Origin of the sequence: Xanthomonas campestris pv. phormiicola, from assembly GCA_025666215.1 — a bacterium.
GTDB lineage: Bacteria > Pseudomonadota > Gammaproteobacteria > Xanthomonadales > Xanthomonadaceae > Xanthomonas_A > Xanthomonas_A campestris_A.
Window position 1 is genome coordinate 890,916 of sequence record CP102593.1, and the last position, 24,385, is coordinate 915,300.

Below are 24,385 nucleotides of genomic sequence, written 5' to 3' on the forward strand. Positions count from 1 at the left end.
AAACTCCTGCGAAAGGGGGGAAGGGCTCAGCGGCGGGTCTTCTGCCAGCCGCCGTCCTGGGCGAAGCTCAGTTCCAGCCGGTCCGGTTGCTCGCTGCGCAGCAGGACCTTGGCCAGGTGCTGCCGCAGGGCGCGCTCGCCCAGGTCCGGGTCCGAGCACTGCACGTCCAGGGTGAAAGACGCGGTGTCTGCGCGCTCCGGGCTCTGCTGCACCCAGGCCTGTGCGCGCAGCACGCCGGGCAGCGCCTCGACCGCGTCGCAGACCGAGCGCAGGCAGACCTTCTCGCCATGACGCACGAGGAAGGACGGGTTGCGTTGCCGGAAGAACAAATAGCCATCGGCATCGCGATGGAAGCGGTCGCCGGTGGCGATCACGCGGCCCTGGCCGTGCGCGGGCGGCGCGCTGTCCTCTTCGCCGGCGCGGATGCGCCGCCGCATCGCGGTGTCGGTGGCGACCATGAGTTCGCCCTCGTCCGTCCCCGGCTGGCCGCGCAGCCAGACCTCCACGCCCTCCAGGGGACGGCCGACCGAGGCATGCCGCGCCGGCGGTTCGCGATGTGCCGCCAGCGTCGCCACGCGCGGGCCGGCCTGGGTCAGGCCGTAGGTGAGATACAGCTCGAGCCCCGGGTTGCGGTGCAGCAGCGCGGTCACGCGCGCGGCGGGCAGGGCGTCGCCGCCCACGGTCAGGCGCCGCAGCGGCGGCGGCAGCGTGTCCAGATCGGCCTCGGCCAAGGCCTGCACCATCAGCGGGGTCAGCGACGACTGGGTGATGGCTTGGACCTGCAGCAGGCGCCGGTAATGCACTGGGGTGAACGGCGGCGCGGCGATCACCATCTCGTTGCCCAGCGCGTAGCCGCACAGCAACTGCGCCACGAAGGCGAAGGAATAGAACATCGGCAGGTTGATCAGCACGCGGTCGCCGGCGCCCTGGCCGATCGCCGCGGCATGCCGTGCGGCATTGCGCAGCAGGTCGGCGAGCGCGAAGACGCAGCCGCTGAAGATGCCGGAGGTGCCGGAGGTGAGCAGCACCACCTCGCCCGGCTGGTAGCCGCGCAGGGCGACTCCCTGCAGGCGCAGCGCCTGCAGCCCGGGGCTCAGCGGCGTGCCTGCCGCCGCCAGCGTGGTCGCCGGCGCCGGGTCCGGTGCGATCAGCAGGTCGGCGCCGAGCAGGTCGGCCACGCGCCGGATGCGCGCCGGTGGCGCCGCCGAGGGCAACAGCACCGGCACCGCATCGAGCAGCAGCAGCGCGAACACCGCGGCGACGAAATCGGTGCCGTTGGGCAGCACCACCAGCACCGCCCGCCCCGGCCCGGCACCGCAGCGCTGCAGGCAGTGGCACAGCGGCGCGAAGGCGTCGAACGCGGCGCGCGGCGCGCCGGCTTCCACCGGCAGCACGCGGCGGAACAGCGCCTGCACCTGCGCTTCGGCGATCCCGGCGCTCATGGCGCCACGCCCTCTGGCGCGGCCTGCAGCAGAGTGCAGACCATCCGGTGCCCGGCGGCATCGGCGTGGTGCGCGCTGAGCAGCACGTGGCTCGCCGCGGCGCTGTGCAGCCAGTCGCGCGCCAGCAGCGCCGCGTACGTCATGCCGGACTCCGGTGGCATCGACAGCACCAGGCTCGGGCCGTTGAAGCGGAACTGCTGCGCCGGCACGCTGCAGATCAAGCCCGGGCAGGCGCCGGAGAAGCGCAGCGGCGACAGCCGGTTCCTGGCCAGGTCGCGGGCGATGTGGCGCATGGTCGGCAGGGTGCACAGGTCGCTGACCACGATCTGCCCGACCGTGGCGTGGGCGGCCAGCACCGCGTCGCGGCAGGGGGCCAGGGTCCGTTCCACCGCGTCCAGCAGCAGCCAGGCGAGCGGATCGGCATAGGCCGATGCCTTCTGCGCCTGCCGCGGCGGCAAGCTCGCCTCGGTTTCGGCGCTGCCCTGGCCGAGCACCCGGACCCCGGCCATGGTCCAATCGAGGCCGGTCATGGGCGCGTCTCCTGCGCCCGCCGCAGCACCAGGCAGGTATCGAAGCCGCCGAAGCCCAGGGTCACGCTGAGGCCGATCCGCGCGGCCCATGGCGTGGGCGTGCCGGTGGCCAGCGGCAATCGCGCGTCCGCGATCGGCTGTTCCAGGCCGACGATGGGCGGCACCGCCTGCGCGTCCAGCGCCAGCAGCACGGTGATCGCTTCCAGCGCGCCGGTCGCGCCCAGGGTGTGGCCGAAGGCGCCCTTGGTGCCGAACAGCAGCGGCGGACGCGGCGCATCGGCGAACAGCGCGCCGTAGGTTGTGGCCTCGAGTGTGTCGTTCAGGCGCGTGCCGGTGCCATGGGTGCTGATCAGGTCGACCTGGGCCGCGTCGATGCCGGCGCTGCGCAGCGCCCGTTGCACCGCGAGCGCCAGGGCGGTGCCGGAGGTGTCGGGCGCCACCGCGCTGAGCGCATCGTTCGCCGAGCCGGCCCCGGCCAGGACGCCATGGCAGCGCGCGCCGCGCGCGCGCGCCGCGGCGGCGGCCTCGAGCACCAGGAAGCCCGCGCCTTCGCCCAGCAGCGTGCCGTCGTGGGCCTGGTCGAAGGCGCGCAGGCCGCCGCTGGCCAGGGTGCCCAGTTGCGAATGGCCCAGGCGCTTGCCGGGCGTGAGGATGTCCGCGCCGCCGCAGACGCAGGCGCTGGCAAGCCCGTTACGGAGGAAGCTCAGCCCGGCCAGCAAGGCATCGGCGCCCGCCGAGCAGGCGGTACTGACCGTCACCGGCGGTGTCCGGCAGCCGGCCGCGTGGGCCGCCTCGTGCGCCCACAGCGACAGCGATTCGGTCTCCGGCACGTCCAGGTGATGGCCGTAGCTGGTCGCCAGCACCGGCAGGACGTCGGTGCAGGAAGGGTCCAGGCCGGCATCCTGCAGCGCGCGGTGCAGGGTCGTGGCGGCCAGCCGATGCTGTCGCGCGCGCGGCGGCAGTTCGGGGTCCAGCCCGCCGACCGGCGCGCCGAGCAGGCTGCGCAAGGGCGCCTCGGAGGCGATCGGCGCGATCCCCGAGCGGCCGGCGAGCAGCGCCTGCCAGACCGCGTCCAGGTCCTCGCCCAGGGCGGTGCACCAGGCCATTCCGGTCACCCAGACCTCCTGCGGGTCGCTCACCATAACGGGTTGCCCAGTTCCGCCAGGGTCTTGCGCACCAGCGACCCTCGCAGCGCCCCGACCTGGTGTCCGTCTACCGTCGCCCGGCAGGAGAAGGTGAAGAAGGCCGGGCGCAGGCTCTCGCAGGCCAGCGCGAAGATCACCCGGTCGCCCGGAACCACCGGACGGGTGAAGCGCGACTTGACCGAACCGATCAGCGTCACCTCGTCCTCGCCCAGGCGCGAGGTGGACAACTGGAACAGGATGATCGCCGACTGCGCGATGGCCTGCATGAGATGGCTGGCCGGGTAGATCGCGCGCTCCGGGAAATGTCCGGCCACCGCATCGGACTGGCCGGACACCGCCATCAGCGTCTCGATGCGCGCGCCCGGCTCGTAATCCAGCACGCGGTCCAGATACACCATCGGATGGCGATGGCGCAGCCAGGTCTTGAGTTCGGTGAAGCCCATGCGGCGCGGCGCGCGCTGCGCCTGCTCGGTGACGGAGTGGGTCATCGCGTGGTCCTCATCCGGCCTTCAGCGCGGTCAGCAACTGCGCCAGCGTGTGCACCGAATCGAAGTGCTTCGGATTGAAGTCCGCGTCCTCGATCTTGACGCCGAAGGCGTACTCGCACTGCGCGCGCAGCTCGCTGAACCCCAGCGAGTCCAGCCCCAGCGCGGTGCGCAGGTTGGCATGCAGGTCGATGTCCGCCCGGGGCGTGCTGACGAACAGGTCGTCGACCAGGATGTCGACGATGGTTTTCTCGGTCTCGTTCACTGCATGGCTCCGGCTGCTTGCGAAAAGGCGTGTCGCGGCCCGCGGCGGGACCGGCGGAAGGAGACGGCGATGCGCTAGGGTGCTGTGCCCGCGCCTTGCGCTTGCCGGTAGTCGCGCGCCAGTTGCTTGCGGCTCAATTTCCCGGCTGCGTTCACGGGAATGCGCGCGACGAACAGGTATTGGCGCGGATGCTTGTACTCGGCGATCAGGTCGGTGAGATGGGCTTTCAGTACGTGCTCGGGGATGTCTTGTCCGCTCGCGGTCCGCAGCATCGCCACCGCGCGTTCGCCGGTGGCCGCGTCGGGAATGCCGAACACCACCGCCTCGGCGATCGCCGGCAGCTTCAGCAGCGCCTGTTCCACTTCCAGTGGCGAGATCGGATAGCCGTCGGATTTCAACTGATCCTTCTCGCGGCCGACGATGAGGTAGTTGCCATCGTCCTGCGGCTGCACCAGATCGCCGCTGCTGAGCCAGCGGTCCGCCGGCAGCCGGTCGGGCGCCTGCGCGTTCCACAGCCCCAGCGTGTTGGCTGGCGAGCGCACCAGCAGTTCGCCGCTGTCGGCCTGTTGCGCATCCACCCCGGGCAACGGCCAGCCGATCGACGGCTGCGCGGTGGCGTCGACGTTGGGTTGGCAGAAGATCGGCCCGCCGGATTCGGTCATGCCGTAGGTGCTGCGCAACGCCACGCCCCAATGCGCGCGCCAGGCCGCGCCGAGTTCCGGCGGGCACAGGTCACCGCCGGCCACGCAGAACGTGTCGATCAGCGCGTCGTGGTGCGCCCCGCCGGCCTGCCGTGCGGACGCGAGCACCTGCTTGAAATGCGACGGCGTGCCCTTGAGGAAGCTGAGCGGCCGCCTGTGCAGCAGCGCCAGCGTGGTGTCCGCCGAGAGCGTGGGCAGCAGGGCCACCGCGCGCTCCAGGCGGTGCGCGGCGAGGATCATCAGGATGCTCCAGGGCACGATCGCGTCCAGCATCGAATGCACTGCGCCGCGACCTGCCGCACCGGCGGCGCCGCGCGGCGGCATGGTGGTCTGCATCAGGCCGACGGCCGATGCCAGCGTGGCCTGGGAATGCACTACGCCCTTGGGCGTGCCGGTGGTGCCGGAGGTGTAGAGGATCGCCGCCAGCCAGTGCGGTTGCGCATCCGGCAGTGGCGTCGGCGTCGCGGCCGCGGCGAGCAGGTCGGACCAGGGCAGGAACTTGCCCGCGCGCACGTCGTTGCCGACGACCCATGCCTGTTCCAGCATGGCGCTGGCGTCGACCACCGCAGCGTAACGCGCATGCGCCTGCCGATCGCCCACGTAGTAGCGCGCGCCGCTGTGGCCGAGCAGATAGTCGATCTCGCCGGCGACCAGGCGCCGGTGCAGGGGCACGATCACAGCGCCGATGCGCAGGCACGCGTAGTACAGTGTCACCAGTTCCACGCAATTGCCCAAGTGGATGGCGATGCGTTCGCCTTGCCTCACGCCCGCCCGCTGCAGTCCGCAGGCCATCCGCTCGATGCACTGGGCCAGTTCCGCGTAGGACACCGCGCGCTCGTCCTCCAGCACGGCGGGCGCATCCGCATGCTGTATCGCAACACTATGGAATTCGGCAAGCAGGCTCATATCGGGCGATCGATCTTCAAGCGAGAAAGGGGAAGGAGGGCGGCCGGCGTCACGTGCGCGAGCGTACGGACGCACGCATGGCTGCGCTGCGTCACGGTGCATGGCGATGTCGCTTGTGCCAACGTGTGTCGCAGCGTTGCATGACGGATTTCAACCAGTTCATCTGCGCCAATGCGTCGTGGGAGGAAGCCGTCCCGCTCGCGCAAACGGGTGGGTTCGTTCAACGAAGCCGAAACGTAAAGCGTGAGCGAAACCATAAACCATGGCATCGCTCATTTTCACTAACGTGTTACTGGAAAAGCGGATTTGTCGTCCTAGGTAGACAGGCGCATGTCAGGCCCTTCAGTTCTGCTCATCGACGATCACCCGCTCTTTCGCTCGGGTGTTGCCTTGATGCTGGAGATGCGCTTGCCGCAGACGACGGTCATCGAGGCCGGAGCGCTCGATGAAGCCCTGTCGCTCGAGCGGAAAACGCTCGATCTGATCCTGCTGGATGTGCAACCGCGCGGGGCCAGCGGTCTCGATGGCATCGCCGCTCTGCAGCAGCGTTGGCCCCAGGCGAAGATCGTGATCGTGTCGGCCCTCGATCTCGATCTCGATCTCGATACCGTGACTTGCGAGGCGATCCAGCGCGGTGCAGTGGAGTTCCTCAGCAAGGCCGAGCGGCCGGAGCGGCTGCTGGAACGCGTGCGCCTGCTGATTTCCGGCGCAACTGCCGAGACGAACGCCATTCCCGCTGCGCCGGTGTCGCTCACACCGCGTCAGATGGACGTGCTCGAGCTGCTGCGCCGGGGGCTGACGAACAAGCAGATCGCGCGTCGGCTGCATCGCTCCGAGCACACCGTCCGTTGCCACGTGCAACACATGCTGGCCATCCTCGATGTCTCCTGTCGCACCGAAGCGGCGTATGCCGCGCGCCGACTCGGGCTGTTCCCATGACGCATGACACTTTTGCGCGTCGCGAAGCGACGCAGTGTGTTCTGGTGGATTTCTCCCGCTCGCTGGGCAAGACAGTGCTGCTGGCCACGGGGCTGATGGCGGTCTTCCTGTTGGCCCGCGATGGCAGCGGCAGGCCTGTCTGGATGAGTCTGGTCGCGTTGGACGGGTATCCGGATCCAGGCCGCGTCCACGGCCAATTGCTGCTGTGGTACGTGCTTGCTCTGGCCTGCCGGACCGCGCAGGTCGGTTATGTCTGCCGGTATGTCTGCCGGGCATTGCGGATCGGGTTGAGCGAGGCGTGCGTGCGGCGTGTCGTCGGCGTTCTGGCGGTGGTTGGCGCGCTGGAGAGCGCCACCTGGGCGATGCTCGTCGAGATCGCGCTGCAGAATGCCTACCGGCCGCCTTTGATCATGACGGTGCTGATCGTGCTGGTGGCGTTGGGCAACGCCCATGTGCCGCTCCTGGCGACGATGCAACGCCTGTCTCTGGGCATGATCCTGCTGCCTTGCGTGTTGATCGCCGCGGAACTGCTGGCCCGGGCGAGGGGATCTACCGTGCGCTCGGTATTGCGACGTTGCTGTGCGGCCTGGGGGTGTACCGGCGAGTGCGTCTGGTCAGGAACGATCTGGCCGCACAACTGCAGCGGCAATCGCTGTGCGGCGGCGCCGCCGACCGGCTGCGAAACGATCTGCAGCAGCTCCGTCTCTCGCTGCAACGCGCCCGGCAGTCCAACACGGCGCTGTACCGCTTGATGGCCGCTGTCGGGCACGACCTGCGCCAGCCGATCCAGGCGCAGTGCTTGTTTCTCGAGGCCCTCGCCGGCGGCGTGCTGGATGCGCGTCAACAACGCTTGCTGGACAGCGCCAAGGTCGCCGCCACGACCGCCGCCGGCATGCTGACGACGCTGCTGGATTTTTCGCGGGTCGAATTGGGCGCGTTACCTCCCAGTCCGCGCGTCTTCGCGCTGCAGCAGCTGTTGAGCAAGCTGGAGGCGGAAATGGCGCCATTGGCCGAGCTCAAGGGGCTGCGTTATCGCACCCGGGAAACCGCCAGCGTCGTGTTCTCCGATCCGGTGCTGTTGGAGCTGGTGCTCCGCAACCTCATCTCCAATGCGATCCGCTATACGGCGCGTGGCGGCGTGCCGCCGCCGTTGCGGCGATGTCAGGGTCGACGTGATCGACACCGGAATCGGCATCGCCCCCCAGCACTACCAGACGATCTTCCAAGCCTTCCACAGGCTCGAGGGCGCCGCCGGGAACGATGGCCTGGGTCTGGGGCTGTCCATCGTCGCCACAATGGCGCGACGTCTTGGGCATTCGGTCACGGTGCTCTCGCGGGAGGGGCGCGGCAGCGCTTTCCGGCTACGCCTGCCGCTGGCCAAACCGGTGGAATCCCACCGCGCCATCTTCTAAATGCGCTGGGGTGTCAGCGATACAGGCGGCGGAATCGGCCGCCGCGCGCGGTCGATGGAAAACGGCGCCGTGGCCATTCGCGATCGAGACGGCCCTGGGCCCGGTGTTCCCGCGGCGCGGCCGCGGCGTCGATCCGAAAAAGAAAAACGCCGGCATGGCCGGCGTTTCCCGTTGCCGTCTGCGCTGCCGGATCAGGCCTTCGGCGCGGCGCTCTTGCTGGCCTTCTTGGCCACGCGCTTGACCGCCTTCCTGGCGGTTTTCTTGGCCGGCGCGGCGGATTTGGCGGCGCCGCCGGCGATCAGGAAATCCTCGACCTTCTTGCCCTTGGCGACCAGATCGGCCAGCCAGCGCGGCTGCTTGCCGCGGCCAGTCCAGGTTTCGGCTGCATTGGCGGGATTGCGGTATTTCGGCGGCACCTTGCCCAGTTTGCGGCCCGGCTTCGGGCCCGGCTTGCCGACCGCCTTGCGGCCGCGCTTGGCGGGCGCGGCGCCAGCGAAGACTTCGTCGATGCTGTAACCGTGGCTCTTGGCCAGGCGGGCCAGCTGGGTGCGGACCTTGGCGATGGGGGTGCGCTTGGCGACGATGGTCTGCTGCTTCTTGGCCGTCTTGATGAGAGCGCCCAACTGCTTGGCCGACAGGCCACTGAGATCGATGGTCATCTGTACTCCGGAAAATGGATGGTGAGCATACCGCCATTCCCTGGCTAGAGCGGAATCATAATATCGCTTTATCGGATTGACAAATATTCCGGTTATTTCGATAAGCCGGCCGTCGCGGGATCGGTGTGCGTGATACTTATACGCGCCGAATTCCGATTGTCAAATCAAAGCGCGGTGAGGCTCCGATTCGCTCGGCATATTGGCGCGGCAAATGTCGAGGCCGTGTCGTGATGGCGGCCGCGCAAGAAAAAAGGCCGGGATATATTCCCGGCCTTACCGAATTAACCCTGCAGGCGCGCCAGCAAGGCGGCCCGGTCCAGGCTCTCGGCCTCGCCGCCGCTGCGCGCGCGGTATTCGAAGGTGCCGGCCGCCAGCCCGCGCTCGGACACCACCACGCGGTGCGGGATGCCGATCAGTTCGATATCGGCGAACATCGCGCCGGCGCGCAGGCCGCGATCGTCGAGCGCGGCGTCCAGGCCGGACTGCTGCAGTTCGGCCAGCAGCGCCTCGCCGGCCGCGTCGATCGCCGGATCGCGCTTGGGATTGATCACGCACACCGCCACCGACCACGGCGCCATCGGCTGCGGCCAGCGGATGCCGGCCTCGTCGTGGTTCTGCTCGATCGCCGCGGCGACGATGCGCGAAATGCCGATGCCGTAGCAGCCCATCGCCATCGCCACGGTCTTGCCGTTCTCGTCCAGCACGGTGGCGTCCAGCGCCTGCGCATACTGGCGGCCGAGCTGGAACACATGGCCGACCTCGATGCCGCGCGCCAGGCGGATCTGTCCGCCGTCGTGCGCGCGTTCGCCCTCGACCACGTTGCGCAGGTCGGCCACGGTGTCCGGCTCGGGCAGGTCGCGGCCCCAGTTGACCCCGGCCAGATGGAAGCCGGCTTCGTTGGCGCCGACCACGAAATCGGCCATTGCCGCCACGTCGCGGTCGGCGACCACGCGGATCGGCTGGCTGGGGTTCAGCGGTCCGAGGAAGCCCGGCTCGCTGCCGAGGTGGGCGCGGATCTCGGCCTCGTTGGCCATGCGGTAGCCGGCCAGGCCGGCGACCTTGCCCAGCTTGATCTCGTTCACCGCGTGATCGCCGCGCACCAGCGCCAGCACGAAGACCTCGCCGGCCATCACCGCGACCGACTTGACCGTGCGCTGCAGCGCGACGCCGAGCAACTCGGCCACCGCTTCGCAGGTCTTCTGGGTGGGGGTGGCGACCTTGCGCAGCGCTTCCTGCGGCGCCGGGCGCGGCGCCGGGTCGGCGGCGACCGCGGTCTCGACATTGGCCGCGTAGTCCGAGCCGGTGGAGAACGCCAGCGAATCCTCGCCGGACTCGGCCAGCACGTGGAATTCCTGCGAGGCGTCGCCGCCGATGTCGCCCGAATCGGCCTGCACCGCGCGGAACTGCAGGCCCAGGCGGGTGAAGATGCGGCTGTAGGCGGCCTTCATGTTCTCGTATTCGCGGGCCAGGTCCTCGTCGCTGACGTGGAACGAATAGGCGTCCTTCATCAGGAACTCGCGCGCGCGCATCACCCCGAAGCGCGGCCGGATCTCGTCGCGGAACTTGGTCTGGATCTGGTAGAAATTGACCGGCAGCTGCTTGTAGCTGCTCAGTTCCTGGCGCGCGAAATCGGCGGCGGCCTCCTCGGCGGTGGGGCTGTAGCAGTATTCCTGCTCCTTGCGGTCCTTCATCCGCAGCATCAGGCCGCCGAACTTCTTCCAGCGCCCGGTGGCGTCCCACAGCTCGCGCGGCTGGATGGTCGGGAACAGCACTTCCACCGCGCCGGCGCGGTTCATTTCCTCGCGCACCACCGCTTCCACCTTGCGCAGCACGCGCAGACCCAGCGGCGACCAGGTGTACAGGCCGGAGGCGAGCTTGCGGATCATGCCGGCGCGCAGCATCAGCCGGTGGCTGACCAGTTCGGCGTCGGCCGGAGTTTCCTTGGTGGTGTGCAGGTGGAACTGGGAAAGGCGCATCGAGGGGCTTCGCTAACGGCGGGCGCCCATTTTGCCAGTCATTGCCTGGGTTGCGGGGATGCACTGCGGGGATGCGCGGGGGCTTGCGCCGTGTCCGCGTCGCCGCGGCGCGCTCACTCCGCGGCGGCGGGCGGCGCGCAATAGGCCTTGATCGCGGCCTCGGCCAGGCCCTTCTGCGCGTCGCGCTGGGCTTCGTCCAGTTCTCCGTCGGGCTTGCCGTCGCCGTCGCGGTCGGTCATCACCTTGCCCGGCTTGCCCAGGATGTCCAGGTTCCTGCGCGCGCTCAGGCAGTTGGCGTTCTCGGCCGGGGCGGCGATCTCGGTGGCCTCGACGGGGGCGCTGCCATGGCTGTCGACCCGCCGCGCCTGGTACTTTCCGCCCGGCGGCGGACTCTGCGAATAGTGGGTGACGCCCTGCGCATCCTTCCATTGGTACAGGGTGGCGGCGCCGGCCATGCCGCTGGCGGCGAGCAGGGACAGGCAGCAAAGCCGGGTCAGGGCGCGCATCACGTTCTCCAGGGGGCATGGGGCGAGGGCCGATTGCAGCACCCGCCGTCGGGCCTGGCAAGTCGATTAAACTGCCCGGCATGGACCCATCCCGACCGCCTCCCCGTTCGCGCACCATCTATCTGCTGCCGAACCTGTTCACCACCGCCGGCCTGTTCTCCGGTTTCTACGCCATCATCGCCGCCGCCAACGGCCAGTTCGTGCACGCCAGCGTGGCGGTGTTCGTCGCCGCGGTGATGGACGGGCTGGACGGGCGGGTGGCGCGGCTGACCGGCACCAGCAGCGAATTCGGCGTGCAGTACGACTCGCTGGCCGACCTGGTCAGCTTCGGCATGGCCCCGGCGCTGGTGATGTACCACTGGTCGCTGTCGGCGCTGAAGTTCGACGGCAGCGTGATGGGCCGGGTCGGCTGGTCGGTGGCGTTCCTGTACGCGGCCTGCGCCGCGCTGCGCCTGGCGCGCTTCAACACCCAGGTCGGCACCGTCGACAAGCGCTGGTTCGTGGGCCTGGCCAGTCCGGCCGCGGCCGGGCTGATGATGGCCTTCGTGTGGGCGTTCGCCGACGGCAACCTGGGCTGGGACGGCGAGCAACTGCGCTACGTGGCGCTGGGCCTGACCGTGGTCGCGGCGCTGCTGATGGTCAGCCGCATCCGTTTCTGGAGTTTCAAGGGCGGTGCCGCGAAAGGCCCGCGCGCCGACCGGGTGCCGTTCCTGATGCTGGTGCTGGCGCCGGTGGTGATCGCGGTGCTGGTCATCGACCTGTCGCGCGCGCTGCTGGCGATCGGCGTGCTGTACGCCCTGTCCGGCCCCTGCTACTGGCTGTGGCGGCGCTGGCGCAAGCTGCCGGACGCGACGTGAGCGAGGCGATGGCCAACGCCGCGCCGCTGTGGTCGGCCGAGCAGCACGGCTGGCTGCAGGCATTGGGCCATACGCTCTATGTCGGGGCCGACGCCGACGTCGGCGCGGTGGTCGCGCAGCCGGCGCTGGCCGAGCAGCGCAATGCCCCTGCCGCCGACGTGGCTGCGCCGGCCAGGGCGTCCGCGCACGCGACATCGTCTCACGCGCCGCGCGCCGTAGCGCCCGCGCCTGCGGAGCCGTCGCCGCGCGGGCGCGCGCCGGCCGCGCCCGCGGACTATCCGGAGCCGCCGCGCGCGGCGCCCGCGCCGGCCGCACGCCGCGCCGGCCTGCGTCTGCCCGATCGGCTGCAGATCGCGCTGTTGCGCGCCTCCGGGCGCAATCCGAACGATCCGGCCACGCAGGCGTTGATGGCGACCTGGCCGCTGGCCGAGCTGCGCGGCAACGCCGCCGCCAAGCGCGCGCTGTGGCCGCAGCTGCGCGCGCTGCGCAAGCAGGCGCTGCGATGAGCGCGCTGGGCACGGCGTCCTCGCTGGCGGCGGCGACGCTGCGCGCGTTGCGCGAGACCGACCTGGACACGGTGATGGAGATCGAGCGCCGCGCCTATCCGTTCCCGTGGACGCGCGGCATCTTCCGCGACTGCCTGCAGGCGGGTTATCCGGGTTGGGTGCTGCTGGAGCAGGGCCAGATCGTCGGCTACGGCGTGATCAGCGTCGCCGCCGACGAGGCGCACATCCTCAACGTCTGCGTCGCGCCGGAACGGCAATCGCGCGGCTACGGCCGCCTGCTGCTGCGTGCGCTGATCAAGTACGGCGCCGATCTGGGCGCGCGCCGCGTGTTCCTGGAAGTGCGCCCGTCCAATCCCAGCGCGATCGCGCTGTACCACAGCGAAGGCTTCAACGAGATCGGCCGCCGCCCGCGCTACTACCCGGCGGCCAACGGCCGCGAGGACGCGCTGGTGATGGCGATCGAGCTGTTCTTCGAAGGCATGTCGTAACCCGCGACGGCCTGCCGCCGCCGCCGCTCTGCGGCCGGTGTGCGCCGTTTCACTTCCGACGATTGGAGCATTTCGGCCTTGGCCGTTTTACGGCCGGCGGAATGCGGTGGGAGCGACGCCTGGTGATCCAGGGCCATCGGTCGCGATGGGCGTGATCGGTGTTGCCAGCCGCGACCGATAGACCCGGTGTCGGCCGCCCTCGCTCTGCCGAGGCCTGCCGACGATGCCGCCTGCGGCACGGTTTTTTCAGCACTTTCGGAATGCATCGCGCATTCGCGCAATGTCGCGACATGTCGTCGGGACAGCGTTGTTGTCCCGCAGCGGGAGCGGATGCGGAAGCGGCATCGCCAGCGCGTTTTGTTAGATGACTTCCCCATATCGCAGCGTTGGATCGGGACGCGCTGCATTTGTCTCTTCCCAAGCCGAACGCGCTCCCTACAGTGCGCGCCTCTTCGGCGCTGCCCGATTCGACGGCATCAGGCGCAGTTGTCCGAAGGGACAGCGAATGCGCTCGCGTCGCTTGCGTTTTTCCGTGCTGCGGAACGCGCCGCGCGTGCGATGACTCCACCCATGCTCACGAGGTTCCAGGATGAAGACACAGTCACTTATCGCATCCCCGCGCACGCTCACCCACGCGATTGCACTTGCGGTCTGCTTGGCGGGCGCCACCGGCAGCGCCTACGCCGATGCCAGCCTGGAGGTCGCCAGCAGCGGGTGGGCGACGCAGAACGGCGGCACCAAGGGCGGCTCCAAGGCCGCGGCCGCCGACGTCTACAGCGTCAGTACCGCCGCGCAGCTGAAGACCGCGCTGAAGGCCAGCGTCGGCAGCAACGGCCGCATCATCAAGATCACCGGCGTCATCGATATCAGCGAAGGCAAGGCGTACAGCACCACCGCGGACATGAAGAGCCGCGCGCGCCTGGACATCCCCGCCAAGACCACGCTGATCGGCATCGGCGCCAATGCGCAGATCCGTGAGGGCTATCTGTACGTCAAGGCCAACGACGTGATCATCCGCAACCTCACCATCGAGAATCCATGGGATCCGCAGCCGATCTGGGATCCGGACGACGGCGACGCCGGCAACTGGAATGCCGAATACGACGGCCTGACCATCGAGGGCGCCAGCAACGTGTGGGTGGACCATGTCACCTTCACCGACGGGCGCCGCACCGACGACCAGAACGGCACCGCCAACGGCCGCCCCAAGCAGCATCACGACGGCGCGCTGGACGTGAAGAAGGGCGCCAACTACGTGACCATCTCGTACTCGGCGTTCAAGTCGCACGAGAAGAACAACCTGATCGGCTCCAGCGACAGCGCCTCCGGCACCGACAGCGGCAAGCTGAAGGTGACCATCCACAACACCCTGTTCGAGAACATTTCCGCGCGCGCGCCGCGGGTGCGTTTCGGCCAGGTGCACCTGTACAACAACTACCACGTGGGCAGCACCAGCCACGCGGTGTATCCGTTCTCGCATGCGCATGGCGTCGGCAAGGAGTCGAAGATCTTCTCCGAGAACAACGCCTTCGACATCAGCGGCGTCAGCAGCTGCGACAAGATCGCCGCCAACTACGGCGGCAGCGTGTACCGCGATTTCGGCTCGCTGCTCAACGGCAAGGCGCTGACCTGCTCGTGGAACAACAGCATCGGCTGGACCCCGCCGTACACCTACTCGCTGCTGCCGGCGAACCAGGTGGCGAGCGACGTCAAGGCCAAGGCCGGGGCCGGCAAGCTCTGAGCGATGCAGGCCGCCGCCCGCAATGCCGGGCGGCGGTCGATTGTCGTTGTCGAGGAGTTCCCGCTACAGCCAGCGGCGCACGCGCCGGCAGTACTGCGCATACTCGGCGCCGAAGCGTTCGCGCAATGCCGCTTCTTCGCGCGGAATCTGCACACGACCGACATACAGCAGATAGAGCGCCAGGGCGAGACCCGCGGCCGGATGGCCGAGGCACAGCATCCAGCCCAGCAGGATCAGCGCATGCCCCAGGTACATGGGGTTGCGCGAATAGCGATGCAGTCCGGATTGCACCAGGGCGCTGGCGCGCTGCGGATGCAGCGGATTGACCGTGGTCCCGGCGCGACGGAAATGCAGCTTGGGCACCACGTTGGCGATCACTCCGGCAACGATCACCGCTGCGCCCAGCGGGCGTTGGCCGGTCAGGAGCAGCGTCGCCGCCGGCCAGGCATGTGCGGCGCCCCATGCGCACAGCGCGCCGGCAACCACGATCAGCGGCGGCGGCACGCGCAGCCTCATGCGCGGAGGCCGTCCGTGATCTACAGCTTGGCGCGCTGCTCGCGCAGGCCGGCCAGTTGCGTGGTCCAGTCGGCCAGGCGCGCGCGTTCCTGTTCGACCACCGCCGCCGGTGCGTTCTGCACGAAGGTGGCGTTGCCGAGCTTGCCGTTGCACTTGCCGATCTCCGCGTCCACGCGCTTGATCTCCTTGTCCAGGCGGGTGCGTTCGGCATCCAGGTCGACCAGTCCTTGCAGCGGCACCAGCAGCCGCAGTTCGCCGACGATCGCCGCCGCCGCCGGCGGTGCGTCCTGCGCGGCGTCCAGCCACTGGATCGCCTCCAGCCGCAGCAGGAACTTCAGCTGCGAGGCGCAGCGTTCCACCCGCGCGCGGTCCTCGGCATGGCCGCCCTGCAACAGCAGCGGCACCAGCCTGGACGGCGGCACGTTGAGTTCGCTGCGCACCCGGCGCAGCGCCGAGACCATGGCCTTGAGCCATTCGATGTCGGCCTCGGCACCGGCATAGGCGGCCACGTCCAACGCGCCTGCAAGCGGATACGGCTGCAGCGAGATGGTCGGCGCGGCGATGCCCAGGCGCGGCGCCACCTGCTGCCACAGTTCCTCGGTGACGAACGGGGTCAGCGGGTGCAGCAGGCGCAGCAGCGTCTCCAGCACCAGCAGCAGGGTGTGGCGGGTGCTGTCGGCGGCGACGGCGTCGTCGCCGTTCAGGGCCGGCTTGGTCAGCTCCAGGAACCAGTCGCAGAACTCGTTCCAGGCGAACTCGTACAGGCACTGCGCCAGCAGGTCGAAGCGGTAGGCGGCGTAGTGCGCCTGCGCTTCGGCAGCGACCTTGTCCAGCCGCACCAGGATCCACTTCTCGGCATCGGTGACCGGCGCGTGCTGTGCCGAGTCCCGGGTCCCGGGTCCCGAGTCCCGTCCCTCCGTGTTCATGAGCACGAAGCGGCTGGCGTTCCACAGCTTGTTGCAGAAATTCTTGTAGCCCTCGGCACGGCCGAGGTCGAACTTGATGTCGCGGCCGTGACCGGCCAGCGCGGCGATGGTGAAGCGCAGCGCGTCGGCGCCGTGGGCGATGATGCCCTCGGGGAATTCCTTGCGCGTGGCCTTCTCGATCTTCGGGGCGTCCTTGGGCTTCATCAGCCCGGTGGTGCGCTTGGCGACCAGGTCCTCGATGCTGATGCCGTCGATGATGTCCAGCGGATCGAGCACGTTGCCCTTGGACTTGGACATCTTCTGCCCGTCCTTGTCGCGGATCAGGCCGGTGATGTACACGTCGCGGAACGGCACCTGGCCGGTGAAGCTGTCGGTGGCCATGATCATCCGCGCCACCCAGAAGAAGATGATGTCGAAGCCGGTGACCAGCACGCTCGACGGCAGGTAGCGTTCGAAGCCGCGCTCGGCCATGGCCTGCGGGTCGGGCCAGCCCATCGTCGAGAACGGCCACAGCTGCGAGGAGAACCAGGTCTCCAGCACGTCGCTGTCCTGGTGCAGGGCGACGTCGGCAGCCAGGCCATTTTCCGCGCGCGCCTGCGCCTCGTCGCGGCCGACGTAGCAGTTGCCGGCGTCGTCGAACCACGCCGGAATGCGGTGGCCCCACCACAGCTGGCGGCTGATGCACCAGTCCTGGATGTTCTCCATCCAGTGGCGATAGGTGTTGATCCAGTTCGGCGGCACGAACTGGATCTGCCCGGACTCGACCAGTTCCAGGCCGCGCCTGGCCAGCGCGTCCATCTTCACGAACCACTGGTCGGTGAGATAGGGCTCGATCACCTGGCCGGTGCGGTCGCCGCGCGGCACCTGCAGCTTGTGCGGCTTGGTCTCCACCAGGATGCCGAGTTCCTCCAGCTCGGCCAATACCGCCTTGCGTGCGTCGTAGCGATCCAGGCCGCGGTATTTCTCCGGCGCGTTGTCGTTGATCGCCGCAGTCGGCGTGAACAGGTTGATCATCGGCAGGCCGTGGCGCACGCCGACCTGGTAATCGTTGAAGTCGTGCGCCGGGGTCACCTTGACCACGCCGGTGCCGAACGCGCGGTCCACGTAGGCGTCGCCGATCACCGGCACCTGGCGGCCGGTCAGCGGCAGCGTCACCGTCCTGCCGATCAGGTGCGCGTAGCGCGCATCGTCCGGGTGCACCATCACCGCGGTGTCGCCGAGCAGGGTTTCCGGGCGCGTGGTGGCCACCACCAGGTAGTCGCGGGTCTCGCGCAGGGTCTCGTTGCCGTCGGCGTCGTGCTCGACGTGTTCGTAGCTGGCGCCGTCCTCGAGCGCGTAGGCGATCGACCACAGGAAGCCGTCTTCCTCGACGTTCTCCACTTCCAGGTCGGAGATCGCGGTCTTCAGCACCGGGTCCCAGTTGACCAGGCGCTGGCCGCGGTAGATCAGGCCCTGCTCGTGCCAGCGCACGAACGCCTCGACCACCGCCGCCGACGGCTGCGGGTCCATGGTGAAGGTGCTGCGCGACCAGTCGCTGGAGGTGCCCAGGCGGCGCATCTGCCGCTCGATGGTGTCGCCCGACTGCGCCTTCCATTCCCACACCTTGGCGATGAAGCCCTCGCGCCCCAGCGAGTCGCGGGTCTCGCCCTTGCCTTCCAGCGCCAGGTTGCGCGACACCACCATCTCGGTGGCGATGCCGGCGTGGTCGCTGCCGACCTGCCACAGCGTGTCGAAGCCGCGCATGCGGTGGTAGCGCACCAGCGCGTCCATCAGCGTCTGCTGGAAGGCGTGGCCCATGTGCAGGGTGCCGGTCACGTTCGGCGGCGGCAGCAGCACCGTGTACGCCTCGCCCTGCCCGGACGGCTTGAAATAGCCGGCCGCCTCCCACTGGGCGTACAGGCGCGATTCGAAGGAGGTGGGGTCGTAGCTGGGGGCGAGGGTGGTCATAGGCGGGGAATCGGGAATCGGGAATGGGGAATCGACAAAGCGCGGCGCGGCGTTCGCCGCAATCGGTGGGGGAGAGCCACTATTCCCGATTCTCCATTCCCGATTCCCGGCTTCATCACATGTCGTACTTGCTGACCTCGAAGCCCAGCGCCTTGTACTGTTTCCAGCGTTCGCGCAGCGGTTCGCGCGCGGTGGGGTCGGCCGGCACCACTTCCAGCACGCGCTCGCAGATGCCGCGGTAGGCGTCGTCGCGCAGGTTGATCACCAATGCGCGCGACGGCGCTTCCACGCCGGGCGGGACGATCAGCACCTGCGCCTCTTCCTCGTCGACATCGGCGCCGGCGATCTGGTGCGGGATGTAGGCGTCGTCGTCGAACGCCCACAGCAACTCGTCCAGCTCCTCGGCCTGCGTCTGGTCGCGCGCCAGCACCAGCGTCCACAGGTTGGCGTCGTTGGCCTTGCGCGCCAGCTCGCACACCAGCCGCAGCGGCTCGGTGAGGAAGCGCGGCTTGGCGATCAGGTAGAAATCGGCGCGCATCAGAGCGGGGAACGGGGAATGGAGAATAGGGAATGGGAACAGCCGGCGGCGGCGAATGCGCCGCGCGCGGCGGGGGAAGACAGGGCGCTTTTCACGATTCCCGATTCCCCATTCTCAATTCCCGGCCGCAACGCGGTCGAGCAACCACTGCGACAACAACCCCACCGGCCGCCCGGTGGCCATGCCGCGCTTGCCTTCGTCGCTGGCCACGCCGGCGATGTCCAGGTGCGCCCAGCGCTGGCCTTCGGTGAAGCGCGACAGGAAGCAGCCGGCGGTGATGGCGCCGGCCCAGCGCCCGCCGATGTTGTAGACGTCGGCGAAGCTGGAGTCGAGCAGGCCCTGGTATTCGTCCCACAGCGGCAGGCGCCAGGCGCGGTCGAACACGTGCTCGCCGGCGGCCAGCAGCTCGTTGGCCAGGTCGTCGTGCTTGCTCATCAGGCCGGCGGTCTGGTGGCCGAGGGCGACCATGCAGGCGCCGGTCAGGGTGGCCACGTCGATCAGCGCCTCGGGGTTGAAGCGCTCGGCGTAGGTCAGCGCGTCGCACAGGATCAGGCGGCCTTCGGCGTCGGTGTTGCCGACCTCGATGGTCTTGCCGGACATGCTGGTGATCACGTCGGAGGGGCGATAGGCGTTGCCGTCGATCGCGTTCTCCACCGCCGGCACCACCACCACCAGGTTCAGCGGCAGGCGCGCGGTGGCCGCGGCGACGAAGGTGCCGATGACGTTGGCGCCGCCGCACATGTCGTACTTCATCTCTTCGATGCCGCCCTGGGTCTTCAGGTTGACGCCGCCGGTATCGAAGGTGATGCCCTTGCCGACCAGCACGTAGGGCTTGGCGTCGCCGCCGCCGTGCCACTTCAGCACCAGCAGCCGCGGGCGGTTGGCCGAGCCGCGCGCCACCGCCAGCAGCGAGCCCATGCCCAGTTCCTGCATCTGCGTCTCGTCGAGGATCTCGGCCTCGGCGCCGTCGACGCCGTGGGCGAACGCGGCCGCGGTCTCGGCCAGGTAGGCCGGGGTGCACAGGTTCGGCGGCAGGTTGCCGAGCTCGCGGGCGAACTTGACGCCGGCGGCGATGGCCTGGCCCTGGGCCAGCGCGGTGGCGTCCTCGCCGAGCACGGCCAGGCTGGCCAGGCCGCTGTCGTCGGGCTTCTTCTTGCCCAGCGTGGCGGTGTAGCGGTAGCAGGCGTGGTCGCTGGCGATCACCGCCTGGCGGATCGCCCAGGCCTGGTCGCGGCCCTTGATCTCCAGCTCGGACAGGGTGAACAGCGCCTTGGCGCACGGCCCGCTCTTCAGCGCGCGCGCCGCGTCGCCGACCGCTTTCAGGTACTGCGGCACGCCGAACTTGGCGGCCTCGCCCAGGCCGACCACCAGCACGCGCGGTGCGGTGACCCCGGGCAGGTCGTGCAGCAGCACGCTGGCGCCGGTCTTGCCGCTGACGTCGCCGCGGCCGGCCAGGGCCGTCAGGCGTCCGTCGCTGGCCGCATCCAGGGCCTGGGCAGCGGGCGACAGGCGCTTGTCGGCGAACATGCCGACGACGATGCAATCGAACGCCGCGGTAGCCGGGGCGTCGTGGTTCAGGGTGAATTCCAGGGCCATTGATCAGATTCCGTTGGCAAATCCGTACAATCGCGGGTTGTTTACGTCCAGCCGGGTTAGGCTGGCTCCGCCGCGAACGAATCCGAGAGTTTAAATCAACCCACCCCCATGCCGAAGCTCGATCGATACCTGCTGCGCGATTTCATCCAGAGCTTCCTGGCGACCCTCATCGTCCTGCTGGTGGTCAGCGTCGGCGGCGTGCTGGTCGACATCCTGGGCAACATCGCCGATGGCCGCATCCCGGCCAAGTTGCTGTTCTCCCAGTTGGGCCTGCAGTTCGTGGTGTATCTGCCGCTGATCCTGCCGCTGGCGCTGATGCTGGGCCTGCTGCTGGCGCTGGCGCGGCTGTACCGCGACTCGGAAATGGCGGTGATCACCGCCATCGGCGTCGGCCCGCGGCGCCTGCTGCGGCCGATCCTGATGCTGGTGGTGCCGGTGGTGGCCCTGGTCGGGCTGTGCTCGCTGTGGCTGGGTCCCTGGGCCGACCGCACCTCCGACCGGCTGATCGACGAGGCCAACCGCAGCCTGCTGATGGCCGGGCTGGAGGCCGGGCGCTTCACCCCGCTGTCCGACGGCGGCATCGTCTACATCAGTACCCTGTCCGGCGACGGCACCAAGCTGGGCAAGGTGTTCATGCAGCGGCAGAAGGACGACCGCCTGGACGTGGTCACCGCGCAGCGCGGCGCGATGTTCTTCGAGGGCAAGGCCGACCGCTACCTGCGCCTGGAGGACGGCTACCGCGTGGAAGGGCCGCTGGCCGGCGACGGCATGGACTACCGGCTGATGCGCTACGTCAGCAACGACGTGGCCCTGCCGGACCGCGATGAGGCGCGCAAGGACGACGATCCGGAACTGCTGCCCACCGCCAAGCTGATCGGCGACCCGCGGCCGCAGGCCAATGCGCAGCTGCACGCGCGCATCGCCCCGCCGCTGCTGGCGCTGGCCTTCGCCCTGCTGACCCTGCCGCTGTCGCGCAGTTCGCCGCGGCAGCAGCGCTACGGCCGGATCATGCTGGCGTTCCTGGCCTACCTGGTCGGCACCAACCTGATGTTCATCGGCACCCAGTGGCTGAGCACCGACAAGCTGCCGCGCGCGCTGGGCCTGTGGTGGCTGACCGTGCCGCTGCTGGTGCTGGCGGTGTGGACCTATCTGCGCGACGGCCAGCTGTCGCGGCCGCGGAGGCAGGCGGCATGAGGCTGCGTCCGAACCTGCACGACGTCTACGTCGGCCGCGCCGTGCTCGGCACCGTCCTGCTGACCTGGGCGGTGCTGCTCGGGCTCGACGTGATCATGGCCTTGTCCAACGAATTCAAGGACATCGGCAAGGGCAGCTACAGCCTCGGCCACGCCGTGGCGTTCGTCGCCTACACCGTGCCGCGGCGTGCCTACACCCTGTTCCCGACCGGCGCGGTGATCGGCGTGCTGATGGGCCTGGGGCAGCTGGCGGCCACCTCCGAACTGACCGCGCTGCGCGCGCTGGGCCTGTCGCGGCCGCGGCTGAGCGTGGCGGCCGCCGCGACGATGGCGCTGCTGACCGCGGCGATGGTGTTCAGCGGCGAGACCCTGGCGCCGTGGGCGCAGAACCAGGCCGACACGATCAAGGCCAACGCCAAGTACAACGGCAACATGAGCATGGCCCGCTACTCCGGGGTGTGGGCGCGCGAGGGCGACACCTTCCTCAACGCGCAGGCCGGCGAGGAACATCTGGAAGGCAGCGGCGGCACCTGGCTGGAGCTGCGCGACGTGCGCCTGTACACGCTGGACCAGGACGGTCGCCTGGCCTCGCTGACCCACGCCACCACCGCCGAGCACCGCAGCAGCGGCTGGACCCTGAAGCAGGCCTACCGCGACACCTTCGCCGAGCGTTCGGTGCAGCGCGAGACGTTCGACAGCCTGCCGTGGGCCTCGCGGCTGGACGCCGCGGCGCTGGCCTCGGGCCTGGCCAAGCCGCGCAACCTGTCCGCGCACGACCTGCACACCAGCATCGAGTACCGGCGCCGCAACGGCCTGGACGCGCGCGACTACGAGGACCAGTACTGGAGCCGCTGGTTCTATCCGGTCAACGTGCTGGCGCTGTGCTTCGCCGCGATCCCGTTCGCGTTCGGCGCGCTGCGCAGCGGCGGCATGGGCAAGCGCCTGTTCCTGGGCATCCTGTTCGCGCTGGTGTTCTGGCTGCTGCAGCTGTTCTTCGGGCGCATGGCCGGCGCGCTCAAGTTCGACTACCGCATCGCCTACGCGTTGCCGCCGCTGGTGATGCTGACCGTGTCGTGGCTGTTGTTCCGCAAGCGCAGCAGTTGAGTCGATGCGCCGGTTGAGCCTGCTCGGGGCGGGCCTGTGCCTGCTGTATGCAGTGCCGACCGCGTGGTGCGTGTGGGGTGCCCAGGGTGCCGACGACAAAGGGCACTTCGTATTGCTGCAACTGCCGTTGACCCCGCAGTTGCTGGTGCTGGATGCGCTGGGGGCCGACGCGTGGTTGCGCGGCATGTCCTGGATTGCCGGTTACGTGTTGCTGGTGCCGCCGCTGTTGCTATTGCTGTATCTGGCGGGACATGTGCTGGGGGCGACGTTGCGCCGCATCGCCATACGCCTTGCGCGACCGGGCTGAGCGGAGTGCCTTGCGCCGCAGTGGCATTGACGCGGCAATCGGGTTCGCCGCGTGCCCATGCGCTGCGGTCAGGGCGTTTGCTTCGGAAGTCGAACCAAGCGTGTGCCGCTGGCGCGGTCGTGCCACGCCAACCGTTCGCGATCCAGCAGCGCCCACCAGAACCCCAGCCCGCCCAGCAGCAGCGACAGCGTGCCGACCAGGTAGCGCCGCCACAGCGCGCCCCAGCCCGGCGTGCCGCCGTCGGCGCCGTGCAGGCGCAGCCGCCACGGGCGCATGCCCAGGGTCTGGCCGCCGCGGCGCCAGCTCAGCGTCGCGTACAGCCCGGCGGCCAGCCAGCAGCACAGCCACAGCAGCCACTGCAAGGCGCTGAACGGGGCGATGTTCTCGCGCGGCGCGTGGCCTTCGAGCGTGTAGCCCAGGGTGAACAGCGCCGAGATCGCGAACCACAGCGCCAGTACCGGCCAGGCATCGTAGAACAGCGCCAGCAGCCGCCACGGCAGCAGCGCACGCGGACGGGAAGCGGTGGCGGTGGACGCGGCGGTCATCGCCACAGCTTAGCGGCAGCGCCACCGGCGCGTCACCGGCTGCTACCGCGATCGGCGCAGCTCCCGCATTGCGCCGCGCAGAGTCAGCGCTAGGCTTTGCCCGAGTCCCGAGTCCCGAGTCCCGTAAGCTCTCCCCATGCCCGAACTCCGCACTCCCGCCGAACGCCGCCAGCAGGCGCAACGGCTCGCCCCGCTGCGCGATGCCGATGCCGCCGCGATCCAGCAGTTCCTGGACACGGCCTGGGCCGAGCAGGGCCTGGCGCGGCAGAGCCTGGACAGCTACCGGCGCGACCTGGAAGGCTTCGCGCGCTGGCGCGACGGCGCCGGCGGCGGCCTGCCCGGGGCCGATCGCCAGGCCTTGTTCGACTACCTGGCCTGGCGCACCCGGCTGGGCTATTCGCAGCGCAGCAACGCGCGCTGGCTGTCGTCGCTGCGCGCGTTCTTCGCCTTGCGCCTGCGCCGCGGCGAGCGCAGCGACGATCCGACCGCGTTGCTGGACCCGCCCAAGCTGCCGCGCTCCCTGCCCAAGGCCCTGGCCGAGAGTCAGATCGACGCGCTGCTGGCGACCCCGGACGACACCGCCCCGACCGGCCTGCGCGACCGCGCCATGCTCGAGCTGATGTACGCCGCGGGGCTGCGCGTCAGCGAGCTGGTCAACCTGCCGGCGAACGCGGTGAACCTGCGCCAGGGCGTGCTGCGGGTCACCGGCAAGGGCAGCAAGGAACGCCTGGTGCCGCTGGGCGAGGAATCGCAGCACTGGCTGCAGCGCTACCTGGACACGGCGCGGCCGGCGCTGGCGGCGGGGCAGGCGGTGCCGGCCAGCGACGGCACCGTGCCGATGTTCATCGATGCGGCGCGGCGTCCGCTGAGCCGGCAGCAGTTCTGGGGCCTGGTCAAGCGCTATGCGGCGCTGGCCGGCATCGACCCGGCCTCGGTCAGCCCGCACGGCCTGCGCCACAGCTTCGCCACCCATCTGCTCAACCGCGGCGCCGACCTGCGCGCGCTGCAGATGCTGCTCGGGCACAGCTCGCTGTCCACCACCCAGATCTACACCCTGGTGGCGCGCGAACACCTGCAGAAACTGCACAGCAAGCACCATCCGCGCGGCTGAGGCGGCCGCGCGGCAGCCCTGTTCGCCTGCCGCGGCCACTGCGC

The 24,385-nt window shown here is 69.6% G+C and carries 25 protein-coding genes; 11 read left to right on the plus strand and 14 right to left on the minus strand.

Going from position 1 to position 24,385, the window contains the following annotated elements; translation table 11 throughout:
- Nucleotides 1-26: 26 nt before the first annotated feature.
- The 6 genes from NRY95_03625 to NRY95_03650 all read right to left on the minus strand — a co-directional run bounded on the left by NRY95_03625 (nucleotide 27) and on the right by NRY95_03650 (nucleotide 5,474).
- Nucleotides 27-1,442 carry an acyl--CoA ligase gene (locus NRY95_03625; GenBank protein UYC17071.1) on the minus strand — a complete coding sequence of 472 codons (1,416 nt, stop codon included), beginning with the start codon at nucleotides 1,440-1,442 and terminating at the stop codon, nucleotides 27-29.
- Complete coding sequence (locus tag NRY95_03630) at nucleotides 1,439-1,972, minus strand: hypothetical protein (GenBank protein ID UYC17072.1); 534 nt, start codon at nucleotides 1,970-1,972, stop codon at nucleotides 1,439-1,441. Before NRY95_03630 ends, NRY95_03625 begins: the two co-directional genes overlap by 4 nt.
- Nucleotides 1,969-3,111, minus strand: a complete 1,143-nt coding sequence (locus tag NRY95_03635) for a beta-ketoacyl-[acyl-carrier-protein] synthase family protein (GenBank protein ID UYC17073.1) — start codon at nucleotides 3,109-3,111, stop codon at nucleotides 1,969-1,971. Before NRY95_03635 ends, NRY95_03630 begins: the two co-directional genes overlap by 4 nt.
- Complete coding sequence (locus NRY95_03640) at nucleotides 3,108-3,605, minus strand: hypothetical protein (GenBank protein UYC17074.1); 498 nt, start codon at nucleotides 3,603-3,605, stop codon at nucleotides 3,108-3,110. Before NRY95_03640 ends, NRY95_03635 begins: the two co-directional genes overlap by 4 nt.
- A 10-nt stretch (nucleotides 3,606-3,615) precedes the next feature.
- Entirely contained in the window at nucleotides 3,616-3,867 is a 252-nt protein-coding gene (locus NRY95_03645; GenBank protein UYC17075.1) for an acyl carrier protein, read from the minus strand.
- A gap of 74 nt (nucleotides 3,868-3,941) precedes the next feature.
- A complete protein-coding gene (locus NRY95_03650; protein UYC17076.1) occupies nucleotides 3,942-5,474 on the minus strand; it encodes an acyl--CoA ligase in 1,533 nt (510 codons plus the stop codon).
- A gap of 330 nt (nucleotides 5,475-5,804) precedes the next feature.
- Between NRY95_03650 and NRY95_03655 the strand changes: the two genes are divergently transcribed.
- The 3 genes from NRY95_03655 (at nucleotide 5,805) to NRY95_03665 (ending at nucleotide 7,825) form a co-directional block, all read left to right on the plus strand.
- Nucleotides 5,805-6,413: a response regulator transcription factor gene (locus NRY95_03655; protein UYC17077.1), complete on the plus strand. Its 609-nt coding sequence runs from the start codon at nucleotides 5,805-5,807 to the stop codon at nucleotides 6,411-6,413.
- Nucleotides 6,410-7,165 carry a hypothetical protein gene (locus NRY95_03660; protein ID UYC17078.1) on the plus strand — a complete coding sequence of 252 codons (756 nt, stop codon included), beginning with the start codon at nucleotides 6,410-6,412 and terminating at the stop codon, nucleotides 7,163-7,165. The genes NRY95_03655 and NRY95_03660 overlap by 4 nt, the downstream gene beginning before the upstream one ends.
- Before the next feature lie 420 nt (nucleotides 7,166-7,585).
- On the plus strand, nucleotides 7,586-7,825 hold the full coding sequence (locus NRY95_03665; GenBank protein UYC17079.1) for an ATP-binding protein: 240 nt from the start codon (nucleotides 7,586-7,588) through the stop codon (nucleotides 7,823-7,825).
- Between the two features lie 191 nt (nucleotides 7,826-8,016).
- Here NRY95_03665 and NRY95_03670 read toward each other — a convergent pair whose 3' ends face one another.
- From NRY95_03670 to NRY95_03680, 3 genes are all read right to left on the minus strand, one after another.
- Nucleotides 8,017-8,484, minus strand: a complete 468-nt coding sequence (locus NRY95_03670) for an H-NS histone family protein (protein UYC17080.1) — start codon at nucleotides 8,482-8,484, stop codon at nucleotides 8,017-8,019.
- Between the two features lie 281 nt (nucleotides 8,485-8,765).
- Complete coding sequence (locus NRY95_03675) at nucleotides 8,766-10,460, minus strand: proline--tRNA ligase (protein UYC17081.1); 1,695 nt, start codon at nucleotides 10,458-10,460, stop codon at nucleotides 8,766-8,768.
- A gap of 113 nt (nucleotides 10,461-10,573) precedes the next feature.
- Nucleotides 10,574-10,966, minus strand: a complete 393-nt coding sequence (locus tag NRY95_03680) for a DUF4124 domain-containing protein (GenBank protein UYC17082.1) — start codon at nucleotides 10,964-10,966, stop codon at nucleotides 10,574-10,576.
- A gap of 80 nt (nucleotides 10,967-11,046) precedes the next feature.
- Here NRY95_03680 and pssA point away from each other — a divergent pair, with 80 nt between their 5' ends.
- From pssA to NRY95_03700, 4 genes are all read left to right on the plus strand, one after another.
- The gene (gene pssA, locus NRY95_03685) at nucleotides 11,047-11,823 is read left to right on the plus strand and encodes a CDP-diacylglycerol--serine O-phosphatidyltransferase (protein UYC17083.1); all 777 of its coding nucleotides are present in this window, start codon (nucleotides 11,047-11,049) and stop codon (nucleotides 11,821-11,823) included.
- A gap of 8 nt (nucleotides 11,824-11,831) precedes the next feature.
- Nucleotides 11,832-12,329, plus strand: coding sequence for an alanine acetyltransferase (locus tag NRY95_03690; GenBank protein ID UYC18488.1), 498 nt, complete (start codon nucleotides 11,832-11,834; stop codon nucleotides 12,327-12,329).
- The gene (gene rimI, locus NRY95_03695; GenBank protein ID UYC17084.1) at nucleotides 12,326-12,817 is read left to right on the plus strand and encodes a ribosomal protein S18-alanine N-acetyltransferase; all 492 of its coding nucleotides are present in this window, start codon (nucleotides 12,326-12,328) and stop codon (nucleotides 12,815-12,817) included. The genes NRY95_03690 and rimI overlap by 4 nt, the downstream gene beginning before the upstream one ends.
- A 589-nt stretch (nucleotides 12,818-13,406) precedes the next feature.
- On the plus strand, nucleotides 13,407-14,558 hold the full coding sequence (locus NRY95_03700; protein UYC17085.1) for a pectate lyase: 1,152 nt from the start codon (nucleotides 13,407-13,409) through the stop codon (nucleotides 14,556-14,558).
- 63 nt (nucleotides 14,559-14,621) lie between these two features.
- Here the strand turns inward: NRY95_03700 and NRY95_03705 are convergent, their stop codons facing one another.
- The 4 genes from NRY95_03705 to NRY95_03720 form a co-directional block, all read right to left on the minus strand.
- Nucleotides 14,622-15,074, minus strand: coding sequence for an isoprenylcysteine carboxylmethyltransferase family protein (locus tag NRY95_03705; GenBank protein UYC17086.1), 453 nt, complete (start codon nucleotides 15,072-15,074; stop codon nucleotides 14,622-14,624).
- A 20-nt stretch (nucleotides 15,075-15,094) separates the two neighbouring features.
- Nucleotides 15,095-17,947, minus strand: coding sequence for a valine--tRNA ligase (locus NRY95_03710; protein UYC17087.1), 2,853 nt, complete (start codon nucleotides 17,945-17,947; stop codon nucleotides 15,095-15,097).
- Between the two features lie 115 nt (nucleotides 17,948-18,062).
- Nucleotides 18,063-18,488: a DNA polymerase III subunit chi gene (locus NRY95_03715; GenBank protein ID UYC18489.1), complete on the minus strand. Its 426-nt coding sequence runs from the start codon at nucleotides 18,486-18,488 to the stop codon at nucleotides 18,063-18,065.
- Nucleotides 18,489-18,599: 111 nt separating this feature from the next.
- Nucleotides 18,600-20,081 carry a leucyl aminopeptidase gene (locus NRY95_03720; protein ID UYC17088.1) on the minus strand — a complete coding sequence of 494 codons (1,482 nt, stop codon included), beginning with the start codon at nucleotides 20,079-20,081 and terminating at the stop codon, nucleotides 18,600-18,602.
- Between the two features lie 108 nt (nucleotides 20,082-20,189).
- Between NRY95_03720 and lptF the strand changes: the two genes are divergently transcribed.
- Genes lptF through NRY95_03735 form a run of 3 tightly spaced genes read left to right on the plus strand, consistent with a single transcriptional unit; the run spans nucleotide 20,190 to nucleotide 22,685 of the window.
- Nucleotides 20,190-21,275, plus strand: a complete 1,086-nt coding sequence (gene lptF / locus NRY95_03725) for an LPS export ABC transporter permease LptF (GenBank protein UYC17089.1) — start codon at nucleotides 20,190-20,192, stop codon at nucleotides 21,273-21,275.
- Entirely contained in the window at nucleotides 21,272-22,378 is a 1,107-nt protein-coding gene (lptG, locus tag NRY95_03730) for an LPS export ABC transporter permease LptG (GenBank protein UYC17090.1), read from the plus strand. Before lptF ends, lptG begins: the two co-directional genes overlap by 4 nt.
- A 4-nt stretch (nucleotides 22,379-22,382) precedes the next feature.
- A complete protein-coding gene (locus NRY95_03735; GenBank protein UYC17091.1) occupies nucleotides 22,383-22,685 on the plus strand; it encodes a hypothetical protein in 303 nt (100 codons plus the stop codon).
- 68 nt (nucleotides 22,686-22,753) lie between these two features.
- Here NRY95_03735 and NRY95_03740 read toward each other — a convergent pair whose 3' ends face one another.
- Nucleotides 22,754-23,230, minus strand: coding sequence for an RDD family protein (locus NRY95_03740; protein ID UYC17092.1), 477 nt, complete (start codon nucleotides 23,228-23,230; stop codon nucleotides 22,754-22,756).
- Nucleotides 23,231-23,366: 136 nt separating this feature from the next.
- Here NRY95_03740 and xerD point away from each other — a divergent pair, with 136 nt between their 5' ends.
- On the plus strand, nucleotides 23,367-24,341 hold the full coding sequence (gene xerD / locus NRY95_03745; protein ID UYC17093.1) for a site-specific tyrosine recombinase XerD: 975 nt from the start codon (nucleotides 23,367-23,369) through the stop codon (nucleotides 24,339-24,341).
- Nucleotides 24,342-24,385: the final 44 nt, after the last annotated feature.